Annotated in this window: 30 protein-coding genes; 1 reads left to right on the forward strand and 29 read right to left on the reverse strand. The window is 33.6% G+C overall.

The features are described from left to right. Positions 1-4 precede the first annotated feature (4 nt). The 4 genes from LNP81_RS02025 to LNP81_RS02040 form a co-directional block, all read right to left on the reverse strand. On the reverse strand, positions 5-2,452 hold the full coding sequence (locus tag LNP81_RS02025; RefSeq protein WP_230033094.1) for a polysaccharide biosynthesis tyrosine autokinase: 2,448 nt from the start codon (positions 2,450-2,452) through the stop codon (positions 5-7). Between the two features lie 15 nt (positions 2,453-2,467). Beyond that, a complete protein-coding gene (locus tag LNP81_RS02030) occupies positions 2,468-3,259 on the reverse strand; it encodes a polysaccharide biosynthesis/export family protein (RefSeq protein ID WP_230033096.1) in 792 nt (263 codons plus the stop codon). 70 nt (positions 3,260-3,329) lie between these two features. Then, complete coding sequence (recR, locus tag LNP81_RS02035; protein ID WP_078005993.1) at positions 3,330-3,950, reverse strand: recombination mediator RecR; 621 nt, start codon at positions 3,948-3,950, stop codon at positions 3,330-3,332. A 191-nt stretch (positions 3,951-4,141) separates the two neighbouring features. Then, entirely contained in the window at positions 4,142-4,507 is a 366-nt protein-coding gene (locus tag LNP81_RS02040) for a CoA-binding protein (protein ID WP_230040847.1), read from the reverse strand. A 151-nt stretch (positions 4,508-4,658) separates the two neighbouring features. Between LNP81_RS02040 and LNP81_RS02045 the strand changes: the two genes are divergently transcribed. Beyond that, on the forward strand, positions 4,659-5,288 hold the full coding sequence (locus tag LNP81_RS02045) for a MarC family NAAT transporter (RefSeq protein WP_230033103.1): 630 nt from the start codon (positions 4,659-4,661) through the stop codon (positions 5,286-5,288). Between the two features lie 91 nt (positions 5,289-5,379). Here LNP81_RS02045 and ctlX read toward each other — a convergent pair whose 3' ends face one another. From ctlX to rpmC, 25 genes are all read right to left on the reverse strand, one after another. Further along, entirely contained in the window at positions 5,380-6,315 is a 936-nt protein-coding gene (gene ctlX / locus LNP81_RS02050) for a citrulline utilization hydrolase CtlX (RefSeq protein WP_230033104.1), read from the reverse strand. Between the two features lie 69 nt (positions 6,316-6,384). Beyond that, entirely contained in the window at positions 6,385-7,299 is a 915-nt protein-coding gene (locus LNP81_RS02055) for a dimethylarginine dimethylaminohydrolase family protein (RefSeq protein ID WP_230033105.1), read from the reverse strand. 65 nt (positions 7,300-7,364) lie between these two features. Further along, a complete protein-coding gene (locus tag LNP81_RS02060; protein WP_065450861.1) occupies positions 7,365-8,642 on the reverse strand; it encodes a citrate synthase in 1,278 nt (425 codons plus the stop codon). Positions 8,643-8,797: 155 nt separating this feature from the next. Continuing rightward, positions 8,798-10,090 (reverse strand): phosphopyruvate hydratase, encoded by a 1,293-nt coding sequence (gene eno / locus LNP81_RS02065; RefSeq protein ID WP_230033106.1) that lies wholly within the window; start codon positions 10,088-10,090, stop codon positions 8,798-8,800. 101 nt (positions 10,091-10,191) lie between these two features. Further along, positions 10,192-11,310, reverse strand: coding sequence for a glutamine-hydrolyzing carbamoyl-phosphate synthase small subunit (gene carA / locus LNP81_RS02070; RefSeq protein ID WP_230033107.1), 1,119 nt, complete (start codon positions 11,308-11,310; stop codon positions 10,192-10,194). A gap of 253 nt (positions 11,311-11,563) precedes the next feature. After that, complete coding sequence (gene rplQ / locus LNP81_RS02075) at positions 11,564-12,055, reverse strand: 50S ribosomal protein L17 (protein WP_029272056.1); 492 nt, start codon at positions 12,053-12,055, stop codon at positions 11,564-11,566. Positions 12,056-12,091: 36 nt separating this feature from the next. After that, positions 12,092-13,084: a DNA-directed RNA polymerase subunit alpha gene (locus tag LNP81_RS02080; RefSeq protein ID WP_026109818.1), complete on the reverse strand. Its 993-nt coding sequence runs from the start codon at positions 13,082-13,084 to the stop codon at positions 12,092-12,094. Between the two features lie 21 nt (positions 13,085-13,105). Beyond that, positions 13,106-13,711: a 30S ribosomal protein S4 gene (gene rpsD / locus LNP81_RS02085; protein ID WP_026982953.1), complete on the reverse strand. Its 606-nt coding sequence runs from the start codon at positions 13,709-13,711 to the stop codon at positions 13,106-13,108. Positions 13,712-13,806: 95 nt separating this feature from the next. Next, positions 13,807-14,190 carry a 30S ribosomal protein S11 gene (gene rpsK / locus LNP81_RS02090; protein ID WP_007803677.1) on the reverse strand — a complete coding sequence of 128 codons (384 nt, stop codon included), beginning with the start codon at positions 14,188-14,190 and terminating at the stop codon, positions 13,807-13,809. Between the two features lie 8 nt (positions 14,191-14,198). Then, positions 14,199-14,573, reverse strand: coding sequence for a 30S ribosomal protein S13 (gene rpsM / locus LNP81_RS02095; RefSeq protein ID WP_007803675.1), 375 nt, complete (start codon positions 14,571-14,573; stop codon positions 14,199-14,201). 2 nt (positions 14,574-14,575) lie between these two features. Next, a complete protein-coding gene (gene ykgO, locus LNP81_RS02100; protein WP_072945378.1) occupies positions 14,576-14,692 on the reverse strand; it encodes a type B 50S ribosomal protein L36 in 117 nt (38 codons plus the stop codon). 12 nt (positions 14,693-14,704) lie between these two features. Then, positions 14,705-14,920, reverse strand: coding sequence for a translation initiation factor IF-1 (gene infA, locus LNP81_RS02105; RefSeq protein ID WP_007136545.1), 216 nt, complete (start codon positions 14,918-14,920; stop codon positions 14,705-14,707). A gap of 7 nt (positions 14,921-14,927) precedes the next feature. Next, on the reverse strand, positions 14,928-16,274 hold the full coding sequence (gene secY / locus LNP81_RS02110) for a preprotein translocase subunit SecY (RefSeq protein ID WP_072960632.1): 1,347 nt from the start codon (positions 16,272-16,274) through the stop codon (positions 14,928-14,930). 13 nt (positions 16,275-16,287) lie between these two features. Then, positions 16,288-16,740, reverse strand: a complete 453-nt coding sequence (gene rplO, locus LNP81_RS02115) for a 50S ribosomal protein L15 (protein ID WP_017495009.1) — start codon at positions 16,738-16,740, stop codon at positions 16,288-16,290. Positions 16,741-16,751: 11 nt separating this feature from the next. Beyond that, positions 16,752-16,934, reverse strand: coding sequence for a 50S ribosomal protein L30 (gene rpmD, locus LNP81_RS02120; protein WP_017495010.1), 183 nt, complete (start codon positions 16,932-16,934; stop codon positions 16,752-16,754). Positions 16,935-16,946: 12 nt separating this feature from the next. Further along, a complete protein-coding gene (rpsE, locus tag LNP81_RS02125) occupies positions 16,947-17,471 on the reverse strand; it encodes a 30S ribosomal protein S5 (RefSeq protein WP_085950271.1) in 525 nt (174 codons plus the stop codon). Between the two features lie 3 nt (positions 17,472-17,474). Continuing rightward, positions 17,475-17,825, reverse strand: coding sequence for a 50S ribosomal protein L18 (gene rplR / locus LNP81_RS02130; RefSeq protein ID WP_065450857.1), 351 nt, complete (start codon positions 17,823-17,825; stop codon positions 17,475-17,477). An 11-nt stretch (positions 17,826-17,836) separates the two neighbouring features. Continuing rightward, on the reverse strand, positions 17,837-18,379 hold the full coding sequence (gene rplF / locus LNP81_RS02135; protein WP_042565877.1) for a 50S ribosomal protein L6: 543 nt from the start codon (positions 18,377-18,379) through the stop codon (positions 17,837-17,839). An 18-nt stretch (positions 18,380-18,397) separates the two neighbouring features. Continuing rightward, on the reverse strand, positions 18,398-18,796 hold the full coding sequence (gene rpsH, locus LNP81_RS02140) for a 30S ribosomal protein S8 (protein ID WP_017495014.1): 399 nt from the start codon (positions 18,794-18,796) through the stop codon (positions 18,398-18,400). A gap of 104 nt (positions 18,797-18,900) precedes the next feature. Then, entirely contained in the window at positions 18,901-19,170 is a 270-nt protein-coding gene (gene rpsN, locus LNP81_RS02145) for a 30S ribosomal protein S14 (RefSeq protein WP_007803655.1), read from the reverse strand. A gap of 3 nt (positions 19,171-19,173) precedes the next feature. Then, positions 19,174-19,725, reverse strand: a complete 552-nt coding sequence (gene rplE, locus LNP81_RS02150; RefSeq protein WP_007803652.1) for a 50S ribosomal protein L5 — start codon at positions 19,723-19,725, stop codon at positions 19,174-19,176. A 2-nt stretch (positions 19,726-19,727) separates the two neighbouring features. Next, positions 19,728-20,042 (reverse strand): 50S ribosomal protein L24, encoded by a 315-nt coding sequence (gene rplX, locus LNP81_RS02155; RefSeq protein ID WP_007803650.1) that lies wholly within the window; start codon positions 20,040-20,042, stop codon positions 19,728-19,730. A gap of 11 nt (positions 20,043-20,053) precedes the next feature. Beyond that, positions 20,054-20,422, reverse strand: coding sequence for a 50S ribosomal protein L14 (gene rplN / locus LNP81_RS02160; RefSeq protein WP_007803649.1), 369 nt, complete (start codon positions 20,420-20,422; stop codon positions 20,054-20,056). Between the two features lie 2 nt (positions 20,423-20,424). Continuing rightward, entirely contained in the window at positions 20,425-20,685 is a 261-nt protein-coding gene (rpsQ, locus tag LNP81_RS02165) for a 30S ribosomal protein S17 (protein ID WP_007803646.1), read from the reverse strand. 17 nt (positions 20,686-20,702) lie between these two features. Then, on the reverse strand, positions 20,703-20,894 hold the full coding sequence (gene rpmC, locus LNP81_RS02170; protein ID WP_007803639.1) for a 50S ribosomal protein L29: 192 nt from the start codon (positions 20,892-20,894) through the stop codon (positions 20,703-20,705). Positions 20,895-20,899: the final 5 nt, after the last annotated feature.

Consider the following 20,899-nt stretch of genomic DNA (forward strand, 5'->3'; position numbering starts at 1 on the left):
CCAATTATTTTTTCCTGAATTTATTCAAAATTTCTTTCCAGAAACTTAATTTATTTACTTCATCATGATAACCGTTTGAGTAAGCTCCATAGCCGTACCCATATCCATAAGCCGTGCCATATTTCGCTTTATTTTCATAACCATTCAAAATAATACTCGCATTTGCAAGCTCGCCACGCTGCACCCTGGTATTTAGCAACGTTATCATGTCTTTTTTAGTATAATTTTGTCTTACTATATAAAGCGTAACATCTGCAAATTGTGCTAACTCTAATGCATCTGACACTAACCCAACCGGAGGCGTGTCCAGAATAATATAATCGTATTGCTGTTTCAGCTCCAAAATCAAGTCCCGCATTGCATCGCTCAAAATTAACTCTGACGGATTAGGCGGAATTGGACCTGAAAGAATAACATCAAGATTCGGAATTTGTGTAGGGTTTATAATCTCAGCTAAACTATTTTGTTTTATTAAATAATTTACAACCCCTATTTGATTTTTCAAATTAAACTCATCTGCCAATCTTGGTTTTCTTAAATCCAAACCAATGATTACCGTTTTCTTTTCGCTTAAAGCGAAAACTGTAGCGATATTTATCGAACAAAATGTTTTTCCTTCACCACTTATAGACGAAGTAATCATCAATGTTTTTGAACCGCTTACTTGTTGTTTTTTATACAAAAACTGCAACGAAGAACGAATCGTCCTAAAGGCTTCTGAAAGTGCCGATTTTGGCTTATCGAAAACCGCTAAATTCAAAGAATCTTTATTAACTCCAATCACTCCAATTAATGGTATTTGAGTTAATTTGCTAATATCTTCAGTATTCTGGATTGAATTATTAACAAAGAAAATTCCGAAAATGAATAATAAAGGTATTAAGGTCCCTAAGAATAAAGCTAAAATATAATTTACAGAAGTTTTAGGGCCAATTAATCCTCCGCCAATATCTTTTGCGGGATCGATAAAATGCAGATCTGATAAATTTGATGCTTTTACAATCTCGGCCTCATTTCTTTTCTTCAAAAATTCATTATAAATATTATCACTTAAATCATATTTTCTCTGGATCTTCAATAATTCCTGCTGTTGTTCCGGAAGTCTTTTTACAGTACTTTCGGCCTGACCAATTTTAGAATTTACCATTGCTAAATCTGTCAATAAAGATCCTTTTGCAGAAGCTATATTTTCCAGCAAAACATTTTTCACAGCCTGCATTTGATTATCAAAATCTTTAAAAATCTTGTCGCTTTTTACCGCATAAGCCATTTCTGACCTTTGTGTAGAAAGGGCAATAAGTTTTGATACGTTTACAACAACATTAGGATCTTCTATTCCTGCAACAGATGGCGCAGGCAATCTCGAATAATCAACGCTATTATTTAAATATGATTTTAAAGAATTGTAATAGGCAATTTTTCTTGTAACCTGGTCTCTTTCGACATCAAAATCCATAATTTTATCCGAAACCTTTTCTCCTCCTCCTTCAATTTCATAGATATTTTTGTCTTTCCTGAAAGATTTAAGCTCACTTCCTGTTTCTTTCAATTGCGACTCCATTGCAACCAGCGTACTATCAATAAATCGTATGGTATTGGTTGCAAATTGGTTTTTTCCGTCAAGCTGAAGTTTGATTAACATTTTTACCGTAGCGTTCAAATACTCCACCATTCGGGCTTTGTTTGTTCCCTGCATTGATAATGTAAGTATTGAACCGCCTTTATCGTCAGAACTAACATTTACCCCTCTGTAACCTGATACAGTACCATCAAAATCATTGAATTTTACAAAATACTCGTTCCCTGTATACATACCGGGATTATCATTGATTTGAAGTTTCCAGTTTAAAAAAGGTAACGAAACTTGTTCTCCAACCTTATATTTTTTTACAAATTCTGTTGGCTGAACAGCAGTATTGCTATAAGTGTTATTAGAATAGGTTATTAATGAAACAGAACTATTCTCGAAAGGGATGCGAATTTCATATTCATTGGCACTTAAAAACTTAACACTGATCAAGGTGTTCGCTAATTGCCCTTTTGATTTGTCTATATTGACATAAAAGGGAACTGCGCCATAAGAATCTACTAAATTGTATTTTCCTTGTGTAAGGTAATCGATATAAAATTGCAATTTATCTACAACCAATTCATTATGAGATCGTGATTGTATTATAGTCGAAATTCCGTTTACCTGATCAGAAACTCCTCCCCAATTAAAAACTAAACTGGTATTTGATGTAAAAAATGGGTTTCTTTCTTCTTTAATAGAAACCATGGTTTGCATGGCGTAAATTTTCTCTTTTCGAATATTTACCTGATATGCAATTGTAAAAGCAATGATCAAACTAGCTAAAAACCATTTCCAATAACTTAAAATCTTCAACAGGAATCCTTTAAAATCAAAATTTGAATGATTCTCAAAAATGGAAAAATCTTTTATATCTAACATTTTTTGAATTTAAGTTTAGTTTTTAAGCAATAGAAAAACTGTCGTGGCCAATGACAAAACAGTAATAATTGTAGTTATGGATTCTATACCTGTTTTTCCTGTTCCCCAACTTTTTTGTTTAAGTGGTTTTACGTAAACGTAATCATTTGGCTGTAAATAAAAATAAGGCGATTTTATTACATTAACATCTGTTAAATCAATATCATGCATTTGTACGCCTGTTGGAGTCTGACGAATGATCGTTACTGCTTTTCTATTTCCTGTTATGGTTATATCACCCGCATTTGCTATGGCTTCCATAATATTTACATGTTCCTGAAATAATGTTTTAGTACCGGTACTTTCTACTTCGCCATTTATTGTATACCTAAAACCTGCTAATTTTACAGTAACAAAAATATTAGCTTCTTTTTTAAAATATTCTTCCAGTAATTTTTTTTCAATTGTAACCCGAACTTCTTCAAGAGTATATCCTATAACATTAATTTCTCCTAAAATAGGCATTCTAATATTACCGTGATCATCAACTGTAAATCCGTTAAAATATAACGTCGATTCAGATTTCCCTGCTCCAGAAGAAACTTCTGTTGTATTAAAAATTGAAACTAACTTAGGATCTATCGCTTTTATATCGACACTTAAAATGTCATTTACTTGTAACCTATAAGGTTTAGACTCTACTGCAGCTATATTATTTTGCTCTGCTGAAGTATTTTTATCCTGCAAATAGGTCAAGTCTTTTACTGGAATACAGGATGTAAACAACACGCTAATTAGCAGTAATATATAAAAGCCGTTTTTTGTCATTATTGAAATTTTATCGCAAATATAGCTTTTCCTTTAATTTTCAGAAAATCTAACCTTTATTTGAGTTTATTTAATTGTTTTTGAAAGTTTTTTCGAACGGAACGCGATGTAAAATACTTCTTCCGAGGGTAATTTCGTCTGCATATTCTAATTCATCGCCTACTGATATACCTCTGGCTATTGTAGAAATTATAATTTCTGATTCTGCAATTTGTTTATAGATATAAAAATTGGTTGTATCTCCTTCCATAGTTGAGCTAAGGGCAAAAATAATTTCGATTACTTTTCCTGCTTTTACTTTTTCGACCAAACTCGAAATGTTTAACTGACTTGGGCCAACACCTTCTATGGGAGAAATTTTGCCGCCTAAAACATGATAAATTCCTTTGTACTGACCGGTATTTTCAATCGCCATAACATCACGAATATCTTCGACTACGCAAATAGTCTGATGATTTCGCGCGAGATTTGCACAAATTTCGCAAACTTTTGTGTCTGAAATATTATGACAGCTTTCGCAAAATTTAATATCCTCACGCATATTTAATAATGCCTGAGATAAAAAGCCCGTTTGCTCTTTTGGCTGTTTTAATAAATGAAGCACCAAACGCAATGCCGTACGCTTACCAATTCCTGGCAATTGTGACATTTCGTTGACCGCTTTTTCTATTAATTTTGATGAAAATTCCATGACGACAAAAGTAATATTTTTAATGGTTTAGTAGACTTGGAGACAACTAAATTCAATATGATCAAGAATACTAATTATAAATACAAAAGTTCTTTCTAGCCCAGATGGTAACGGCATCCTTTTGTGGTGGGGTTCACCACAAAAGATATAGTGGATCCCGAAACTTCGGGAGAAATAGCTCCTAAAAAAAATTAATATTGATTCGTAGCTAATAAAACCAAAGTACAAGCAACTTCTGCCTTAATATTATTCAATTCTAATAATTGATATAATTCCGGATTTTCGGTTCCCGGATTAAAAACTACACGCTTTGGCTGTGCTTCGATTATATAATTATAGTAATCACGCTGACGCGCAGGATTTAGATACAAAGTCACTGTGTCTATGTTTTTTACCGGAATTGCTTTGGTTTGAATTTTTACACCTGCAACTTCTCCTGTGTTTTGACCAATTGCTAATACAGTATGTCCTTTTTCTACTAACATATTTATGGCTCTAAAAGCGTAACGATCTGGCTTAGTGGTTGCACCCAGAACTAAAGTTTTTTTATTTTTCATCATTTTTAAATATTTTACAAAAGTAATCAAAAAGAATGAGCTTATTTTAGGTTATTGATTTAGAAATAATAACATTCGCGACAATATCCTAACAAGAATTTGCTTTCAGATATCAAAAAATAACTATTTTTACTTCATTAACTCAAACTACATGGATTTATTCATTTATTTATTTGCGGCACTTTTTTCGGTCTTAAACCCAATTGGTACCGTGCCAATTTTTGTTGGACTTACGCAGCATGATTCTCAGGAAGAACGTTCCCGCATTTCGCTTTGGACTGCCATAAACGTTTTTATCATTTTGATCGTTTCGTTTTTTATTGGTCAATATGTTCTGAGCTTTTTTGGAATTAGCATTGACGCGCTTCGAATTGCAGGCGGAATTGTAATTGTAAACTCTGGGTTTTCGTTACTTTCCGGAAAAATCAATAAAAAACGAGGAATCAATAAAAAGGTTGAAACGGATGCGCAACAGCGTAATGACATTGCACTAACGCCATTAGCAATACCAATGTTAGCCGGACCGGGATCAATTTCGTTACTTATTGCTTTTTATCAGGAACATCACGGAATAGAAGAAATCATTATATCTTCTCTAGCCATTTTGGCTATTGCAGTTGCCATTTTCGCCATTTTGAAAAGTGCGCATTATTTAGCCCGAATATTAGGTGCATCAGGAATTGTGGCTATTTCCAGAATTGTTGGTTTTATAGTAATTTCTATCGGAATTCAATATATCGTAAGTTCGATTATCAATATTGTCAAAGGGAATTTGATGTAACTTGTTCAATATTTCAAATAAAAAAAACCAAATTCCAAAGCTGAATATTTCAGTATAGAATTTGGATTTTTTTATTTAAAGTTGCTAAAACTTAATTTCTTGGCAAAAACACTTCAGCCATCATACATCTTGCACTTCCGCCACCACAAGCTTCAATCGTATCCAGGCTTGAACTTAAAATTTCAGCATGATTTTCTAATTGAGCAATTTGCTTTGGGGTTAAACTTTGATGTGCCGATGCACTCATAACGATATATTTCTTATCGTTTGCACCTCTAACTTCGAGCATATTACCTGCAAAATTATTTACCTGAGCCTCGGTGATCAAAATAATTTCTTTTTTATCCGCTTTTAGGTTTTCAAGAACCATTTTGCGTTCTTTTTTATCATCGATGCAATCAGCACAGATAACAGCAAAAGTTTCTCCTAAACACATCATTACATTAGTATGATAGATTAGTTTACGTTCTCCGTCAACTGTCTGAAAAGCTTCAAAAATAACCGGAGCATAATCAAAATCTTCACAAAATTCTATAAACAATTCTTCATCAGCACGAGGAGACAGTGCACAATATGCTTTTGCATTTGCTCGGTCTAAAAGTAAACTTCCTGTTCCTTCCAAGAAAAAGCCATCTTCTTCTGCAGATGTATAATCCATTATATTAGCAATTTCGAATCCTTTGTCTTCAAGAGTATCTAGAATATCCTCACGACGTTCCTGACGACGATTTTCTGCAAACATGGGATAAAGTGCTACATCACCATTTTCGTGAAAAGAAACCCAATTGTTTGGAAAAATACTATCCGGTGTATCTGTTTCCAAATTATCATCAATAACTGTAACATCAACCCCAACTGCTCTTAATTTTTCTACAAAAACATCAAATTCCTGTTGCGCTTTAGCATTTACCGTACTTGGTAAAAGTCCGTCTAATACTTTTTGATAATAATTATTTACAGCTGTTTGCTCATTCATTCTGAAAGCAACTGGCCGAATCATTACAATTGCATTTGTCGTTTGTTTCATTTTCTTTATATTTTTTTGTTTCAAGTTTGCTTTGCTCGAACAGGCGAAGCAAACTTGAAACTTTATTTTTTAGTCTCTAATTAAAGGTAATGTCGAACATCTTAACAAACCTTCCTGCTTTGCAATTTCAGCATACGGAATTTCTTCTACTGTAAAACCTTTAGCACGAAGCCAATTGTTCAATCTTGTGAAATTTTTCTCTGAAACAACTACATTTTCGTCGATAGAAAATACATTTGAAAACATATTATACATTTCGTTTCTTTCGATATGAAATAAGTTTTCTTTTCCAAAAAGATTCACTAAATACATATAATCAGCTTCTTCACGGAAACCTCTTTTATAAATAATTCCTTTATCTTTTCCAACAGGCTGAAAACAACAGTCAAGGTGCAACGCATTATCGCGCGCTTCGATTTTAGATTTCACCAAATCAAACTCTTTTACGATTTTATTTGGGAATAATTCTTTAATAAAATTTACACCGTGCATATTGGTTCTTGCCGTAATGTAATCTTTATAATCACTTCCTTTATAAGTTCCTATAAAAATGTGATGATTCCAAAGCATAACATCTCCACCTTCTATATGAACTTCTTCTGGCGGACGAACTACTTTTAGAGGATCTATCTGATCAATTATATATTGAATAGCATCTAATTCACGCTCTCTATCAGGAAGAATATTTGATTTTACAAAAGTATCATCTATTACAAAACCTATATCTCTTGCAAAAATCTGATTGTAGTTTTCAATCATTTCAGGACGATAAACTTTTACATCATATTTTTGAAAAACGGCATTAAAAGTATCCATTTCAGCAACCATATCTTTTTCGATAGGATATGTCCCTGCTTTAATATGTTCCAATGATTTAGGATCATAGGCATCATCTAAAGATGGAGTCGGCCCATTATGAACAGCAGAACCCAAGACTACAGCACGCAATCTTGACGTTTCGTTCTTTATATTTAATTGCAACATAACTTTATTATATTTTGGCCAAAGATAAAAAAAGCTTCACAGTTAAGTGAAGCTTTAAAATATTTTTATTTGTTCGACTTAAAGTCTCTCAACGGGTGCCCAGTATAAATTTGTCTTGGTCGGCCAATTGGTTCTTTATTCTCACGCATTTCTTTCCATTGTGCAATCCACCCTGGTAATCTACCTATAGCAAACATTACTGTAAACATATCTGTAGGAATACCTAATGCTCTATAAATAATTCCAGAATAGAAATCTACGTTTGGATATAAGTTTCTTGATTTGAAGTATTCATCTTCTAAAGCTGCTGTTTCTAATTTTTTAGCGATCTCTAAAATAGGATCTTCAACTCCTAAAGTTTCCAAAACTTCTTTAGCTGCTTTTTTGATTATTTTAGCTCGTGGATCAAAGTTTTTGTAAACTCTGTGACCAAATCCCATTAAACGGAAAGGATCGTTTTTATCTTTCGCTTTCGCTAAAAATTTATCAGTATCACCACCGTCTTTATTAATTTCTTCCAGCATTTCAAGTACTGCCTGATTTGCACCTCCGTGAAGTGGTCCCCAAAGTGCAGAAACTCCTGCAGAGATAGAAGCAAATAAACCAGCATGAGATGACCCTACCATTCTTACTGTAGAAGTAGAACAGTTTTGTTCGTGATCTGCATGAAGAATAAATAATTTATCTAATGCTGCTACAATAACCGGATTAGCAGAGTAAGGGCTTGTAGGCAATTTAAACATTAATTGCATAAAATTATCTACATAACCTTGCGTATTGTCATAATAATTTAATGGATAACCCATAGTTTTTCTATAAGTCCACGTTGCAATTACAAGAAATTTACCCATTGTTTTGCAAATGGCTTCGTACATCTCTTTTTCATTTTCAACGTTTACCGCTTTTGGATTAAATGCTGTTAAAGCACTTGTCAAAGCTGATAACACTCCCATTGGGTGCGCTGTTTTAGGGAATCCGTCAATGATATTTTTCATCTCTTCGTTTACCAAAGTATGTTTTCTAATACCATTTTCAAACTGCTCTAATTGTTGAGCTGTTGGTAATTCACCAAAAATTAAAAGATAAGATACTTCTAAGAAATTAGCTTTTTCAGCTAAATCTTCGATTGAATATCCTCTGTAACGTAAAATTCCTAATTCTCCGTCTAAGAAGGTGATTTCACTTTTGCAAGAACCAGAATTTTTATATCCAGGATCCAAAGTAATAATACCAGTTAAATCACGTAATTTGTTAATATCGATAGCTGATTCATTTTCGCTCCCTGTAATTACCGGAAGTTCAATTTTTTGACCATCTACTTCTAATGTAGCTATTTTTGACATAATATATCGGAAATAAATCTTTAAAATAATAATTTATCAAATCTAAGGAATTTAAGACTAATTAAAAAAAGAATCCTGCTATGAATTTGTTAAAACTCCAAAAAAAAACCATTCGCGTAAACGAATGGTTTAAATTTAATATATAACTCTTACAATTATTTGATCTTGAAAGCGTTTAATCCAGGGAAATAAGCAGTACTTCCTAACTCTTCTTCGATTCTTAATAATTGATTGTATTTTGCCATACGATCAGAACGAGAAGCAGAACCTGTCTTAATTTGACCACAGTTTAAAGCTACAGCTAAATCAGCAATTGTATTATCTTCTGTTTCTCCAGAACGGTGAGACATTACTGAAGTATACCCTGCATTTTTCGCCATGTTTACAGCTGCAATAGTTTCAGTTAAAGTACCAATTTGGTTTACTTTTACTAAGATTGAATTTGCAATTCCTTTTTCGATTCCAGTTGAAAGACGCTCAACATTAGTAACAAACAAATCATCCCCTACTAATTGAACTTTGTGTCCAATTTTTTCAGTTAAATATTTCCATCCATCCCAGTCATCTTCGTACATACCATCTTCAATAGAAATAATTGGATATTTAGCAGCAAGTTCAGCTAAATAATCAGCTTGCTCTTCAGAAGTCCTGATTTTTCCAGTCTCTCCTTCAAATTTAGTATAATCGTATTTACCGTTTACATAAAACTCAGAAGCAGCACAGTCAAGAGCAATCATAATTTCGTCTCCAAAAGTATATCCAGCTTTTTCAACAGCTAATTTGATAGTATCTAAAGCATCCTCAGTACCACCAGCCAAGTTTGGAGCAAAACCACCTTCGTCACCTACAGCAGTACTTAATCCTCTGTCATGTAATACTTTTTTCAAACTGTGAAAAATTTCAGTTCCCATTTGCATAGAATGAGAGAAAGAAGTTGCTTTTACAGGGAAGATCATAAACTCCTGAAATGCAATAGGCGCATCAGAGTGAGAACCTCCGTTAATGATATTCATCATTGGAACAGGTAATGTATTAGCAGAAACTCCTCCTACATATCTGTATAATGGCAATCCAAGTTCGTTAGCAGCAGCTTTTGCAGCAGCCAAAGAAACTCCTAAAATTGCATTAGCTCCTAATTTAGATTTGTTTGGAGTCCCGTCTAAATCAATCATTAACTGATCAATTGTATTTTGTTCGAAAACAGAAGTACCAACTAATTCTTCAGCAATAACAGTATTTACATTGTTCACTGCATTTAAAACTCCTTTTCCTAAGAATGCTTTTCCTCCATCACGTAATTCAACAGCCTCATGTTCTCCAGTTGAAGCTCCAGACGGAACAGCAGCTCTTCCTAAAACTCCATTTTCAGTAATTACATCAACTTCGATAGTTGGATTACCTCTAGAATCAAAAATTTGTCTTGCGTGAACTTTTATTATAATACTCATTATTTTTGTTTTTTATTAATAAATTATAAATATTTTCCGAAATTATAAAAATATTCAATATTAAATACCACATTTAACAATTAAATATCTTTATTTATTAACTACATCGTTTTAGCAGAAGCTCCTTTTATATTCTCAACAAACTGATCGAATAAATAAGAAGAATCATGTGGCCCAGGACTTGCTTCTGGATGGTATTGTACTGAAAAACAATTCTTATTTCTCATACGCATACCAGCAACAGTTCCGTCATTTAAATGTAAATGTGTAATTTCTAAATCAGGATGATTATCCAATGCTTCTTTGTTTACAGCAAAACCGTGGTTTTGAGAAGTGACCTCACCTTTACCCGTAATAATATTTTTTACCGGATGATTTATTCCGCGGTGACCATTAAACATTTTATAAGTCTGAACACCATTTGCTAAGGCAATTACCTGATGTCCCAAACAAATTCCGAATAACGGATTATCATTAGCCAAAATTTCCTTTGCTACTTCAATAGCTCCAAAAAGAGGATCCGGATCTCCAGGTCCATTTGACAAGAAGTATCCATCCGGATTAAATTCGGCCAGATCTTTATAAGTAGAGTTGTATGGAAACACTTTGATATAACAATCTCTTTTCGCAAGGTTTCTTAGGATATTCTTTTTAATTCCTAAATCTAAAGCTGAAATCTTATAAGTAGCGTTTTCATCTCCAAAAAAATAAGGCTCAGTAGTTGAAACTTTTGACGCCAACTCTAAACCTTCCATATTTGGCACATTAGCCAATTCTTTTTTCAAATCTTCAATCGAAGTACCATCTGTACAAATAACAGCATTCATCGCACCATTATCACGAATGTAGCTTACTAGTGCTCTGGTATCAACATCAGAAATACAGATTAGATTTTGCTTAATAAAATAATCTTCTAAACTTCCTGAAGCATCTTCTCTTGAATAATTAAAACTAAAGTTTTTACAAACCAAACCAGCAATTTTGATACTATCAGATTCAACTTCTAAATCATTAACACCATAGTTACCAATATGTGTATTAGTTGCTACCATTATTTGACCAAAATAAGAAGGATCTGTAAAAATCTCCTGATATCCTGTCATTCCAGTATTAAAACAAACTTCACCAAAAGTTTTACCGCTAATTCCGATAGATTTCCCGTGAAAAATTGTTCCATCACTTAGTAATAAAATGGCGCTTTGTCGTGTAGTGTATTTCATTATTTACTTTGTATTGTTTTTTTTAAGCGTCTTATAAAAACCGCGAAGCTTGTTTTTATTTGTAATTAGATATTTTGCAAATTTACTTCTTTAAAACAGTGCTTCCAAGATTTTTTAAAAATTTCATTGATAAAATTAAAACCTAAGTTTTAAAATAAGTTATATTTCAAACTATTTTAAAAAAAATCAAAAAAAAAAGGATAAACTAAAAATTAGCTTATCCTTGATTTCTATAGAATCATTACTTTCATAATTATTCAGAAGCTTCAGTAGTCGATTCTGATTCAGCAGCTGGAGCTTCAGGAGTAGTCTCCTCAGCTTTTTTTGCTTTACCACCACGACGGCTTTTAGCTTTTTTAACTTCTTTTTTACCACCATTGTAAAGTTCATTGAAATCTACAAGTTCGATCATTGCCATATCAGCATTATCTCCCAAACGATTTCCAACTTTAATGATACGAGTGTATCCACCTGGACGGTCTCCAACTTTAGCAGCTACGTCTCTGAACAAGTCAGTTACCGCATATTTACTACGTAAGTAAGCAAAAACAATACGACGGTTGTGAGTCGTATCTTCTTTTGATTTTGTGATTAAAGGCTCAACGAATTGTTTAAGCGCTTTAGCCTTAGCAACAGTAGTGTTAATACGTTTGTGCTCAATAAGAGAACAAGCCATATTAGCTAACATAGCTTTTCTATGTCCAGTCTGTCTGCTTAAGTGATTGAATTTTTTTCCGTGTCTCATTGCTATTTTAAATTTAATCCGCCGCGGCGGATTGAATTATTCTTTATCTAATTTGTATTTAGCTAAGTCCATTCCGAAAGTTAAATTCTTAACAGCTACAAGTTCATCTAGCTCAGTTAAAGATTTTTTACCAAAATTACGGAATTTCATTAGGTCATTTTTATTGAACGATACTAAATCACCAAGTGTATCAACTTCAGCCGCTTTCAAGCAATTTAATGCTCTCACAGATAAATCCATATCAACAAGCTTAGTTTTAAGCAATTGTCTCATATGCAATGACTCTTCATCATACGATTCTGTTTGTGCAATTTCGTCAGCCTCGAGTGTAATTCTTTCGTCAGAAAATAACATGAAGTGGTGAATTAAAACTTTAGCAGCTTCAGTAAGAGCATCTTTTGGATTAATAGAACCATCAGTTTTAATTTCAAAAACTAATTTTTCATAATCTGTTTTTTGCTCAACACGGAAGTTTTCAATTGCGTATTTTACATTTTTTACCGGAGTAAAAATAGAGTCTGTAAAAATAGTACCAATTGCAGCGTTCTGTTTTTTGTTCTCCTCAGCAGGAACATATCCTCTACCTTTTTCGATTGTTAAATCGAAGTTCAATTTGATTTTAGAATCTAAATTACAGATAACAAGGTCTGGATTCAGCACTTGGAAACCTGAAATAAATTTTTGAAAATCACCTGCTGTTAGTTGATCTTTACCAGAAACAGAAATTGTAACTGCTTCATTATCGATATCTTCAATTTGACGTTTGAAACGTACTTGTTTTAGATTAAGGATAATTTCGGTAACATCTTCAACAACACCTGAAATAGTAGAAAACTCATGATCTACACCTTCGATACGAACAGATGTAATTGCATAACCTTCTAATGCTGAAAGCAAAACTCTTCTAAGTGCATTACCAACTGTCAATCCATAACCAGGTTCTAAAGGTCTAAATTCGAATTTACCTTCAAAATCGGTTGAATCGATCATGATAACTTTATCGGGCTTTTGAAAATTAAATATTGCCATAAATTTCGACTAAGTCAATTATTATTTGTTGTACAACTCTACGATTAATTGTTCTTTAATGTTTTCTGGAATCTGAAGTCTTGCAGGTACAGAAACGAAAGTTCCTTCTTTAAGATCATTGTTCCAAGTAATCCATTCATAAACATGACTTGAATTTGATAAAGAACGTTCGATAGCTTCTAAAGATTTAGATTTTTCACGAACTGCAACTTTATCACCAGGTTTAAGGTGGTAAGAAGCGATATTTACAACTTCACCATTTACAGTAACGTGTCTGTGAGAAACTAATTGTCTAGCACCTCTTCTAGAAGGAGCGATACCCATTCTAAAAACAACGTTATCTAATCTTGCTTCACATAATTGTAAAAGAACTTCACCAGTAACACCTTTAGTAGCTGATGCTTTTTTGAATAAATTTCTGAATTGTTTTTCTAAAATTCCGTAAGAATATTTAGCTTTTTGCTTTTCCATTAACTGAACAGCGTACTCAGATTTTTTACCTCTTTTTTTAGCCATCCCGTGTTGTCCAGGTGGGTAATTTCTTTTTTCGAAAGATTTATCATCTCCGAAGATTGCTTCGCCAAATTTACGAGCAATTCTAGTTTTTGGACCAGTATATCTTGCCATTTCTAAAAAATTAAATTTAAGGTAGAGATTATGAATTCAGGTCAAATCCTTCGATAATCTATATTCTACCTTGTTTATACTATGAATAAATAAAATTAAACTCTACGTCTTTTTGGAGGACGACATCCGTTGTGAGGCATTGGAGTAACATCGATAATCTCAGTAACTTCAATTCCACCGTTATGAATAGAACGAATAGCAGACTCACGTCCGTTTCCTGGTCCTTTTACATAAACTTTTACTTTTTTAAGTCCAGCCTCAAGAGCTACTTTACTACAATCTTCTGCTGCCATTTGGGCTGCGTATGGAGTATTCTTTTTAGAACCTCTAAAACCCATTTTACCAGCTGAAGACCAAGAAATAACTTCACCTTTTTTGTTTGTCAAAGAAATGATGATGTTATTGAAGGTAGCAGAAATATGAGCTTCTCCCGTTGATTCAACGATAACTTTACGTTTTTTTGCAGTTGCTTTAGCCATATTACTTATTATTTAGTTGCTTTTTTCTTGTTAGCAACAGTTTTTCTTTTACCTTTTCTTGTTCTAGAGTTGTTTTTAGTTCTTTGCCCTCTTAATGGAAGACCAGATCTATGACGGATACCTCTGTAACAACCAATATCCATTAAACGTTTGATGTTCAAAGAAACTTCAGAACGTAATTCTCCTTCAATTTTGTAAAATGAAACTGCATCACGAATCGCTCCGATCTCATCATCATTCCAATCTTGAACTTTTTTATCTTGGCTAACTTGAGCTTTTTCTAAAATCTCAATAGCTCTACTTCTTCCTAATCCAAAGATATAGGTAAGTGCTATAACACCTCTTTTATTTTTTGGGATATCTACCCCTGCTATTCTTGCCATAATTATCCTTGTCTTTGTTTAAATCTAGGATTCTTTTTGTTTATTACGTACAATCTCCCTTTTCTACGCACAATGATGCACTCGGGACTTCTCTTTTTTACTGATGCTCTAACTTTCATAGTGAATATCCTTTAATATCGATAAGTAATTCTTGCTTTTGACAAATCATAAGGACTCATTTCTAGTTTCACTTTATCACCAGGTAATAATTTGATGTAATGCATACGCATTTTACCAGAAATATGAGCAATTACGATATGTCCATTTTCTAACTCTACACGGAACATCGCATTTGATAATGCTTCGATGATTGATCCGTCTTGTTCTATTGCTGATTGTTTTGCCATATAAAAATTAAGCTACTGCTTTTCTATTTTTACCAGTCTTCATTAAACCATCATAATGTTTGTTTAACAAGTATGAATTGATTTGTTGAATAGTATCTATTGCAACTCCAACCATAATTATTAACGAGGTACCTCCAAAAAACATTGCCCAAGATTGTTGTACATCCATAATACTTACAACAATAGCTGGGAACACAGCAATCAAAGCAAGGAATAAAGATCCTGGGAAAGTTATTAAAGACATCACTTTATCAAGAAATTCTGAAGTTTCAGCTCCTGGACGAACGCCCGGAATAAAACCACCACTTCTTTTTAAATCATCAGCCATTTTGTTAGTAGGAACTGTAATTGCAGTATAGAAAAATGTAAATACAATAATTAAAGTTGCAAATACAAAGTTATACCAAAATCCGAACATATTACTAAACGCGCCAACAATAGATTGTGATGTGTCTGATTTAGACAATCCAGCTACAGCTGCAGGTATAAACATAATCGCCTGAGCAAAAATGATAGGCATAACCCCAGAAGCATTAAGCTTAAGAGGAATCCATTGTCTATTACCACCTGCCAAATCTTGCTCGTAATCCCCACTTGTTGTACGACGAGCGTATTGAACAGGAATTCTACGTACTGCCATTGTAAGCAATACACAAGAAATGATTACTAATAACCAAACAATAATTTCAATAACTAACAACATTGGACCACCATTGTTATTGGTAACTCTGGTTGTAAACTCTTGGATAAAAGCTTGCGGTAAACGCGCCAAAATACCAACCATAATCAATAATGAAATTCCGTTTCCAATACCTTTATCTGTAATTTTTTCTCCAAGCCACATAGCAAAAATTGTACCTGTAACTAAGATAATAACAGAAGAGAACAAGAATTCAGGTGAATTAAAGCCTAGTAAGAATGCACTTCCAGGTAACGTTCTGTATAAATTATAGATATAAGTTGGACCTTGAACCAGTGTAATAGCTATAGTCAACCAACGAGTGATTTGATTAATCTTTTTTCTACCACTCTCTCCATCGTTTTGAAGTTTTTGCAAATAAGGAATAGCAATTCCCATTAACTGAACAACAATAGATGCAGAAATATAAGGCATAATACCTAAAGCAAAAACTGAAGCTTTAGAGAAAGCACCTCCTGTAAACATGTCCAGGATTGATCCTAAACCTTGTTTAGTTTGTCCCGCTAAACCTGTTAATTGAGTTGCGTCAATTCCAGGTAGCGTTACGTGTGCACCAAAACGATATACTAAAAGCAATCCTAATGTAATTAAGATTCTGTTTTTCAGTTCTTCGATTTTCCAAACATTACTTATTGATTCAATAAATTTCTTCATCTTAGTAGATAAGTTATATAGTTACAGCTTCTCCACCAGCAGCTTCAATAGCCGCTTTTGCAGTAGCAGTAAATTTGTGGGCAGTTACTTTTAATTTTGCTTTCAATTCTCCTCTACCTAAAATCTTAACGATTTCATTTTTGGTAGCAAGACGATTAGCTACGAAATCTGTCATTGAAACAGAATCAGTAATCACACCATTGTCTACTAATAATTGAAGCGTATCTAAATTAACACCTTCGTATTCTTTACGATTGATGTTTGTGAAACCAAACTTAGGTACACGTCTTTGAAGTGGCATTTGCCCTCCCTCAAAACCAATCTTTTTAGAATAACCAGAACGAGATTTTGCTCCTTTGTGACCTCTTGCAGAAGTACCACCTTTTCCTGAACCTTCTCCTCTACCTAATCTTTTATTTTGATTGTGTGTTGACCCTTCAGCTGGTTGTAAGTTACTTAAATTCATAACAGTATTTGTTATTTAGCTTCTTCGACAGAAACTAAGTGTTTAACTTTGTTTATCATACCAAGGATAGCAGGATTTGAATCATGCTCTACAACTTGTCCCATTTTACGTAGACCTAAAGCTTCCAAACCTCTCTTTTGAGAAAGAGGACAGTTGATTTTGCTTCTTACTTGTTTTACTAATAATTTAGCCATAATTTCCTTGAATTAACCTTTAAAAACTTTTTCTAAAGAAACACCTCTTTGTTTTGCAACAGTGTAAGCGCTTCTCATTTGTAATAAAGCATCAAAAGTTGCTTTCACTACGTTATGAGGATTTGATGATCCTTGAGATTTAGATAATACATCGTGAATACCTACTGATTCAAGAACTGAACGAACAGCTCCACCAGCAATAACTCCTGTACCATGAGACGCAGGGATTAAGAATACACGTGCACCACCAAATTTACCTTTTTGTTCGTGAGGAACAGATTGTCCGTTCAAAGGAATTTTTACTAAATTTTTCTTAGCATCTTCTACTGCTTTCGCAATTGCTTCAGAAACGTCTTTAGATTTTCCTAATCCATGACCAACTACTCCGTTTTCATCACCTACAACTACAATAGCAGAAAAACCGAAAGCTCTACCACCTTTTGTAACTTTAGTAACACGATTAACACTTACCAGACGATCTTTAAGTTCAAGACCACTTGGTTTTACCAATTCTACATTTTTGTATTTAGACATAATATATTAGAATTTAAGTCCAGCCGCTCTTGCGCCTTCTGCTAATGATTTAATACGACCGTGATACAAATATCCACCTCTATCAAAAGTGATGGTATCAATCCCAGCTTTTAACGCTTTCTCAGCAACTAGTTTTCCAACAGCAGCAGCGATTTCAACGTTAGTACCTTTTCCTATTTCTTTTTCTCTTGAAGATGCAGATAATAAAGTAACTCCGTTTACGTCATCAATAATTTGAGCGTAAATTTCTTTGTTACTTCTAAATACAGATAGTCTTGGGTTAGTAGCAGTACCACTAATCGATTTTCTAATTCTGAATCTAATTCTCTGTCTTCTATCAGATTTTGTTAATGACATAATCTTATTTTTTAAGCTGATTTACCTGCTTTTCTTCTTAATACTTCACCCACAAATTTAACACCTTTTCCTTTGTACGGCTCTGGCTTACGGAAACCTCTGATTTTCGCAGCAACCTGACCTAAAAGTTGTTTATCAAATGATGTTAATTTTACGATAGGGTTTTTACCTTTTTCAGATATTGTTTCTAGAGCTACTTCAGGAGCAATTTCTAAAACAATATTGTGAGAATATCCAAGAGCTAAATCTAACTTTTGACCTTGGTTTGAAGCTCTATAACCTACTCCAACTAATTCAAGTTCTTTTGTAAAACCTTCAGATACACCAATTATCATGTTATTGATTAACGATCTGTATAATCCGTGTTTTGCTCTTTGGTCTTTATGATCAGACGATCTTTCTAAAAGAACCTGATCGCCTTCAACTTTTACAGTAATGTCCGAAAACTCCTGAGTTAGTTGACCTTTTTTTCCTTTTACCGTAACGATACCGTCTTTAACTTCTACAGTTACTCCAGCAGCGATTACAATTGGGCTTTTACCTATTCTTGACATCTTATTTAGTCTTTAAAATTAGTATACGTAACAAATTACTTCACCACCTACATTTAATTGTTTCGCTTGCTTTCCAGTCATTAGACCTTTTGAAGTTGAAACAATTGCAATTCCTAATCCGTTAAGGATTCTTGGTAATTTGGCAGCACCTGCATATTTACGTAAACCAGGTTTACTAATTCTTTGGATATCTTTAATTACAGGCTCTTTAGTATCTTTGTCATACTTCAAAGCAATTTTGATCGAACCCTGAACAGAGTTGTCTTCAAATTTGTAACTCAAGATATAACCTTGATCAAATAAGATCTTAGTTATTTCTTTTTTTAGATTAGAAGCTGGAATTTCAACAACTTTGTGGTTTGCAGCCACAGCGTTACGAACTCTAGTCAAATAATCTGCAATAGGATCTGTATACATATGTATTTGATTGCGATTATGGTTTTCGGGAGGCACTCGCCTCCCGAACCTTTAATCAATTAAAATTATTTTTTGGTTTGCAAAAGTAATAACTTTTTACGAGATTACCAAGATGCCTTTTTAACTCCAGGAATTAACCCATTGTTAGCCATTTCACGGAAAGTTACACGTGAAATACCGAATTGACGGATATACCCTCTTGGTCTACCTGTTAATTTACAACGATTGTGCAAACGAACTGGTGAAGCATTTTTAGGTAATTTTTGTAAACCTTCAAAATCTCCAGCCTCTTTCAAAGCTTTTCTTTTCTCAGCATACTTTGCTACCGTTTTTTCTCTCTTAACCTCGCGGGCTTTCATTGATTCTTTAGCCATGTCTTAATTCTTTTTAAAAGGTAATCCTAATTCAGCCAATAATGACTTTGCTTCCTTGTCTGTTTTTGCAGTAGTAACAAATGTAATATCCATTCCTGAAATTTTGTTTACTTTGTCAATATCAATTTCAGGGAAAATGATTTGCTCTAAAACTCCAAGGTTGTAATTACCTCTTCCGTCAAAACCAGTAGCTTTAATACCACTAAAATCTCTAACGCGTGGTAAAGCAGAAGTAACAAGTCTATCTAAAAACTCATACATTCTTTCACCACGTAAAGTAACTTTTGCTCCAATAGGCATCCCTTTTCTCAATTTGAATGACGCAACGTCTTTCTTTGAAATTGTAGATACTGCTTTTTGTCCAGTGATCTTTGTTAACTCATCAACTGCATAGTCAATAAGTTTTTTATCAGATACAGCTGCACCAACTCCACGGCTCAAAACGATTTTTTCAAGTTTTGGAACTTGCATCACGTTTGTATATCCGAATTCCTCTTTAAGAGCAGAGATTACTCTACTCTTATATTCTTCTTTTAGTCTAGGTGTATATGCCATTACTATAGTACTTGATTAGATTTTTTTGAAAATCTTACTTTCTTATCTCCTTCTACTCTAATACCAACTCTAGTTGTTTCCTTAGTTTTAGGATCAATTAGTGAAATGTTAGATATTTGTATAGAAGCTTCTTTCTTAACGATACCACCTTGAGGGTTTTTAGCACTTGGTTTTGTATGTTTCGAAACCATGTTTACACCTTCAACTATCGCTTTATTTTTCTCACGGTAAACACGTAAAACTTTACCTTCAGCACCTTTATGGTCTCCAGCAATAACTCTTACGATATCTCCTGATTTTATTTTTAGCTTTATCATCTTAAAACGAATTAAAGCACTTCTGGTGCTAATGATACAATTTTCATGAATTGTTTTTCACGAAGTTCTCTTGCTACCGGACCAAAAACACGAGTCCCTCTCATTTCCCCTGCAGCGTTCAAAAGAACACATGCATTATCATCGAAACGGATATAAGAACCATCAGCTCTTCTCACTTCTTTTTTGGTACGTACAACAACTGCAGTTGAAACAGCTCCTTTTTTAACGTTACCGTTAGGAGTTGCATCTTTAATAGATACTACAATCTTGTCACCAACAGAGGCATACCTTCTTTTGGTACCTCCTAAAACACGGATAGTTAAAACTTCTTTTGCTCCCGTGTTATCTGCTACTTTTAGTCTTGATTCCTGTTGTACCATAATTATTTAGCTCTTTCTAAGATTTCAACTAATCTCCAACATTTTGTTTTACTTAAAGGACGCGTTTCGCTAATTCTTACAGTATCTCCAATGTTACAGTCGTTTGTTTCGTCGTGTGCAACGTATTTCTTTGTTTTCAACACGAACTTACCGTATAATGGGTGTTTTACTTTTCTTACTTCAGCAATAACAATAGACTTATCCATTTTATTTGAAGTAACAACACCTATTCTTTCTTTTCTTAAATTTCTTTTTTCTTCCATCTTTCAGCAGAATACAATTATTGTAACTCTCTTTTAGTTAACTCTGTAGCCAATCTTGCAACTGTTCTTCTTACACTTCTAATTTGAAGCGGGTTCTCAATTGGAGAAATAGCGTGAGCCATTTTTAGGTCAGCATATATTTTCTTAGTTTGACTAAGTTTTTCTTGCAACTCCGCTGCAGAAAGATCTTTTATTTCTGATTGTTTCATAATAT

The sequence above is a fragment of the Flavobacterium piscisymbiosum genome, assembly GCF_020905295.1.
Taxonomy (GTDB): Bacteria; Bacteroidota; Bacteroidia; order Flavobacteriales; family Flavobacteriaceae; genus Flavobacterium; species Flavobacterium piscisymbiosum.

What these genes read in the sequence shown, in the direction of transcription:
- LNP81_RS02055 (WP_230033105.1), bottom strand. Translation starts at nt 7,299, where the DNA reads ATGTTGCAATTAAATATAAAGAACGAAACGTCAAGATTGCGTGCTGTA.
- infA (WP_007136545.1), bottom strand. Translation starts at nt 14,920, where the DNA reads ATGGCAAAACAATCAGCAATAGAACAAGACGGATCAATCATCGAAGCA.
- LNP81_RS02030 (WP_230033096.1), bottom strand. Translation starts at nt 3,259, where the DNA reads ATGACAAAAAACGGCTTTTATATATTACTGCTAATTAGCGTGTTGTTT.
- rplO (WP_017495009.1), bottom strand. Translation starts at nt 16,740, where the DNA reads ATGAATTTAAGTAACTTACAACCAGCTGAAGGGTCAACACACAATCAA.
- ctlX (WP_230033104.1), bottom strand. Translation starts at nt 6,315, where the DNA reads ATGAAACAAACGACAAATGCAATTGTAATGATTCGGCCAGTTGCTTTC.
- rplR (WP_065450857.1), bottom strand. Translation starts at nt 17,825, where the DNA reads ATGTCATTAACAAAATCTGATAGAAGACAGAGAATTAGATTCAGAATT.
- eno (WP_230033106.1), bottom strand. Translation starts at nt 10,090, where the DNA reads ATGAGTATTATAATAAAAGTTCACGCAAGACAAATTTTTGATTCTAGA.
- carA (WP_230033107.1), bottom strand. Translation starts at nt 11,310, where the DNA reads ATGAAATACACTACACGACAAAGCGCCATTTTATTACTAAGTGATGGA.
- rpsH (WP_017495014.1), bottom strand. Translation starts at nt 18,796, where the DNA reads ATGTATACAGATCCTATTGCAGATTATTTGACTAGAGTTCGTAACGCT.
- rpmC (WP_007803639.1), bottom strand. Translation starts at nt 20,894, where the DNA reads ATGAAACAATCAGAAATAAAAGATCTTTCTGCAGCGGAGTTGCAAGAA.
- LNP81_RS02080 (WP_026109818.1), bottom strand. Translation starts at nt 13,084, where the DNA reads ATGGCAATATTTAATTTTCAAAAGCCCGATAAAGTTATCATGATCGAT.
- rplQ (WP_029272056.1), bottom strand. Translation starts at nt 12,055, where the DNA reads ATGAGACACGGAAAAAAATTCAATCACTTAAGCAGACAGACTGGACAT.
- rplF (WP_042565877.1), bottom strand. Translation starts at nt 18,379, where the DNA reads ATGTCAAGAATAGGTAAAAGCCCAATTGTAATCGCTGCTGGAGTAACT.
- rpsM (WP_007803675.1), bottom strand. Translation starts at nt 14,573, where the DNA reads ATGGCAAGAATAGCAGGGGTAGATATCCCAAAAAATAAAAGAGGTGTT.
- rpsN (WP_007803655.1), bottom strand. Translation starts at nt 19,170, where the DNA reads ATGGCTAAAGAATCAATGAAAGCCCGCGAGGTTAAGAGAGAAAAAACG.
- LNP81_RS02045 (WP_230033103.1), top strand. Translation starts at nt 4,659, where the DNA reads ATGGATTTATTCATTTATTTATTTGCGGCACTTTTTTCGGTCTTAAAC.
- LNP81_RS02025 (WP_230033094.1), bottom strand. Translation starts at nt 2,452, where the DNA reads ATGTTAGATATAAAAGATTTTTCCATTTTTGAGAATCATTCAAATTTT.
- rpsQ (WP_007803646.1), bottom strand. Translation starts at nt 20,685, where the DNA reads ATGGAAGAAAAAAGAAATTTAAGAAAAGAAAGAATAGGTGTTGTTACT.
- ykgO (WP_072945378.1), bottom strand. Translation starts at nt 14,692, where the DNA reads ATGAAAGTTAGAGCATCAGTAAAAAAGAGAAGTCCCGAGTGCATCATT.
- rpmD (WP_017495010.1), bottom strand. Translation starts at nt 16,934, where the DNA reads ATGGCTAAATTATTAGTAAAACAAGTAAGAAGCAAAATCAACTGTCCT.
- rpsD (WP_026982953.1), bottom strand. Translation starts at nt 13,711, where the DNA reads ATGGCAAGATATACTGGTCCAAAAACTAGAATTGCTCGTAAATTTGGC.
- rplN (WP_007803649.1), bottom strand. Translation starts at nt 20,422, where the DNA reads ATGGTACAACAGGAATCAAGACTAAAAGTAGCAGATAACACGGGAGCA.
- LNP81_RS02060 (WP_065450861.1), bottom strand. Translation starts at nt 8,642, where the DNA reads ATGTCAAAAATAGCTACATTAGAAGTAGATGGTCAAAAAATTGAACTT.
- rplE (WP_007803652.1), bottom strand. Translation starts at nt 19,725, where the DNA reads ATGGCATATACACCTAGACTAAAAGAAGAATATAAGAGTAGAGTAATC.
- rpsK (WP_007803677.1), bottom strand. Translation starts at nt 14,190, where the DNA reads ATGGCTAAAGCAACTGCAAAAAAACGTAAAGTTATCGTTGAATCAACG.
- LNP81_RS02040 (WP_230040847.1), bottom strand. Translation starts at nt 4,507, where the DNA reads ATGAAAAATAAAAAAACTTTAGTTCTGGGTGCAACCACTAAGCCAGAT.
- recR (WP_078005993.1), bottom strand. Translation starts at nt 3,950, where the DNA reads ATGGAATTTTCATCAAAATTAATAGAAAAAGCGGTCAACGAAATGTCA.
- secY (WP_072960632.1), bottom strand. Translation starts at nt 16,274, where the DNA reads ATGAAGAAATTTATTGAATCAATAAGTAATGTTTGGAAAATCGAAGAA.
- rplX (WP_007803650.1), bottom strand. Translation starts at nt 20,042, where the DNA reads ATGATAAAGCTAAAAATAAAATCAGGAGATATCGTAAGAGTTATTGCT.